Here is a 2301-nt window from a genome sequence, read left to right as displayed (position 1 = left end):
CCGGGTTGTGAGTGTGGTCAATAACAGGTGGCGTTTGCGAAGCAGTAACCCTCCTCAGGCGACCGCACAGAATCAAGAATGATTCTTTGGCGTGCTTGCTCATGGCGCCCGTTGCGCCGTCAGTGAGGTGATCTCACCAAGATTTGAAGCCGGTACGCGCGACACGCCGGTAACTCCGGAATGCGGTCTGGGACGTGGGGTCCTGCGGTAAGGGGTTCTCTTCCACAAGCTCCAACCGGACCGAGGACCCCACGTGATCGCCTATCGTGCCATGCTCGATGTTCCCCGTGAACTGGTCGCCATGGTGGCCGCTTTGTTGCGTGCCGAGCGGCGTGCACGAGGTACTCGCAAGGGCACGCGGCTGTTGAGCTGCTTTCGACAAGCGTTGTTCGTGCTGGCGTGGTTTCGGACCCAGGGCGATGTCCAGGTCGTGGGCGCCGGCTTCGGTTTGTCGGCTCTTCGATCTTGACCGGGCAACCGAGGTTTGGACTGGTCCGGCGCGCCTGAACGTGGGCGGCCCGTGACTCCTTGACCCTCGCTGTGTTCAGGAGCAGCGGGAGGAGAGCCACGGGCCGTGGTTGACCGTAGCGATGATGCGTCGTGCCTGTTGGGATTGGCCGGGTTGGCGGTCGAGGGTGTCGTGCGCACCTCGGCCGGTGTGACGATCGTGCAGCTGGTCACCGATGATCCGGACGCGGCCCGGTGTCCGGTGTGCCGGGAGACGTCGAGTTCGGGCAAGGACTGGGTGCTGACCCGACCCAAGGACCTGCCCTGCGGCGGGGCGTTCATGGTGGTGCAGTGGCGCAAGCGGCGCCGGCGGTGCCGCACCGAGGACTGCCCACGCCAGACGTTCACCGAGCAGGTCGCCCAGGTACCGGCCGGGATGCGGACAACGACGAGGCTTCGGGCCGCGCTCGCGGCGGCGGTGGAGGACGGGCGCGATCAGTCCGAGGTCGCCGCGTCTCATCAGGTGTCGTGGCCCACCGTGCAGCGGGCGGTGGTGAGCTACGGGGCGAGCGAGCTGGTCGAGCCCGAGCCCACGACGGTGCTGGGCATGGACGAGACCCGGTTCGGGCGGCCGCGCTGGGTGCCCGACGGGGTACATGTCGACGGGCGGATCCGCTGGAAGCGCACAGATCCGTGGGAGACCGGGTTCGTCGACATCACCGGTGATCAGGGCCTGTTAGGCCAGGTGGATGGCCGCACCAGCACCGCCGTGAAGGGGTGGCTGAAGGCGCGTAGTCAGGCGTTCCGCGACGGCGTCGACGTGGTGGTGATCGACCCGCACGCCGGCTACGCCGCCGCGGTCCGCGAGGTGCTGCCCGACGCCGCGCTCGCGGTGGACCACTTCCACCTGATCATGCTGGCCAACAAGGCCGTCACCACGGTGCGCCAGCGGGTGACCCGCGAGCAACTCGGGCGCCGAGGCCGCGCGCTCGACCCGGCGTGGGCCAACCGGCGACTGTTGCTGCGCGGGAGTGAACGGCTGTCCGAGCGGGCGCTGGCCCGGATGTGGAACGGCTGTGTCGATCACGACTCGACCGGGCAGATCCTGACCGCCTGGATCGCCAAGGAGGAACTACGTGCGCTCTGCGCGACCGCCGCCCACGGTGGCCACCGCGAGGACATCGCCCGCCGGCTCTGGGCGTTCTACAGCTGGTGCGCCGACGCCGACGTCCCAGAACTCACCACGCTGGCCGAGACCATCGAGACCTGGTGGCCCGCGATCGAGGTGTTCCTCACGACCGGGCTCACCAACGCCCGAACCGAGGGCACGAACAGACTGATCAAACAGGTGAAGCGTGCCGCCTGCGGATTCAGAAACCGAGACAACTACCGCCGCCGAGTACGGTTGCACTGCACTCGGCGAACCCGCCGATTGTCAGCGAGGAAACCGACGGTGCCCGCTCAAAGTTGAAGAGCCCGTAAAGCTGGGTGGCCGTCGTCGAGACCTGTGACTTGGACGGCCGGGTGACGCCCACGAGCTTCTCCCTCCGCCTCGTGGGGTCCTTCAGCAGGTAGCACGTGGGCCCTACCATGAACAGCCGCGTTCCGCACGCAGGTGTCGGCTTCGGCGGGCGGCGTCAGGGTGTTGATGAACGCGGTCATCGGCTGCGCAGCAGGTCCGCCGAGGCATACCCAAGCTGCCCGGGAGGATCAGAACAGGGTCGCCGGCGACATCGACTCCTATCGCGGCGCGCAGTATCGTCGTCCCACCGCGCCGGTCGAAGCGATCGAGCCCGGGTTAGGAAGGCGGAGGTGGTGGGCACCAAGGACGGCTTCATCGCGGATCACGACGCT

General features: G+C 67.6%; 1 protein-coding gene and 1 pseudogene. Both read left to right on the top strand.

The features are described 5' to 3' along the window. Positions 1-271: 271 nt before the first annotated feature. A pseudogene (locus VGJ14_18180) lies at positions 272-406 on the top strand (IS5/IS1182 family transposase). Positions 407-574: 168 nt separating this feature from the next. Further along, positions 575-1918: an ISL3 family transposase gene (locus VGJ14_18175; GenBank protein HEY2834355.1), complete on the top strand. Its 1344-nt coding sequence runs from the start codon at positions 575-577 to the stop codon at positions 1916-1918. Positions 1919-2301: the final 383 nt, after the last annotated feature.

It is taken from the genome of Sporichthyaceae bacterium, assembly GCA_036493475.1.
In the GTDB taxonomy this organism is placed as follows: Bacteria; Actinomycetota; Actinomycetes; order Sporichthyales; family Sporichthyaceae; genus DASQPJ01.
The sequence above is the reverse complement of the archived record's forward strand: the minus strand, read 5'-3'. Positions and strand labels throughout refer to the sequence as shown.